1 protein-coding gene is annotated in these 717 nt (G+C 35.4%); it reads right to left on the reverse strand.

Annotated features, from left to right (window positions below; translation table 11 throughout):
* Window positions 1-153: 153 nt before the first annotated feature.
* Window positions 154-606, reverse strand: a complete 453-nt coding sequence (gene ssb / locus ACFINZ_RS10795) for a single-stranded DNA-binding protein (protein ID WP_375635128.1) — start codon at window positions 604-606, stop codon at window positions 154-156.
* Window positions 607-717 lie beyond the last annotated feature (111 nt).

Below are 717 nucleotides of genomic sequence, written 5' to 3' on the forward strand. Positions count from 1 at the left end.
AAGCGTTTGGCACGCATTTCAAGTGCCAATTTATCCATGGGTTCATGCGGTGTTTTTGCTCGTGAGATGCGTCCGTTTGGTTCTCTTATGCATCCTTTAATCCGAGGACGACCACGTTTTGCATGTTTTTTTCTTTTAGCCATATTTTTTCAATCAGAATGGGACGCTATCGTTAAGAGCTGTTCTATAATCTTGAGCACCTGAAGCGATAGCATAATTTTGAGAAGTAATGGGTGAAGGGGTAGGGGATGCCGATTGATCTTTCTTTGCATCAAGCAAATACAATTCACCTTTGAATTGTGGTAAGACAATCTCTGTTGTGTAACGGTCATGCCCATTTTTATCTTGCCATTTGCGTGTCTGTAATTTTCCTTCTATGTAAACCTTTGAACCTTTGTTTAGATATTGAAGTGCAATTTTTGCCAAATGTGGATTAAAAATCACCACGGAATGCCATTCTGTTTTCTCTACTTTTTGATTGGTTTTTTTATCTGTATAGCTCTCAGAAGTCGCTATACTAAAATTGACTATTTCTGCTCCAGAATTCATTGTTTTGCTTTCGGGATCAGCACCAAGGCGTCCGATTAATGTCACTTTGTTTAGCATGTTTTAGTTACCTTAAATTTGTATTTTAATATGTAAAAAATCTTAGCATAATTTGCATATTTATGCAATTATTTCAAAAGGATATTGTTGTTTTTTAACATATAAAATTAT

Source organism: Bartonella sp. AA81SXKL (assembly GCF_042196945.1).
Classification (GTDB): domain Bacteria; phylum Pseudomonadota; class Alphaproteobacteria; order Rhizobiales; family Rhizobiaceae; genus Bartonella.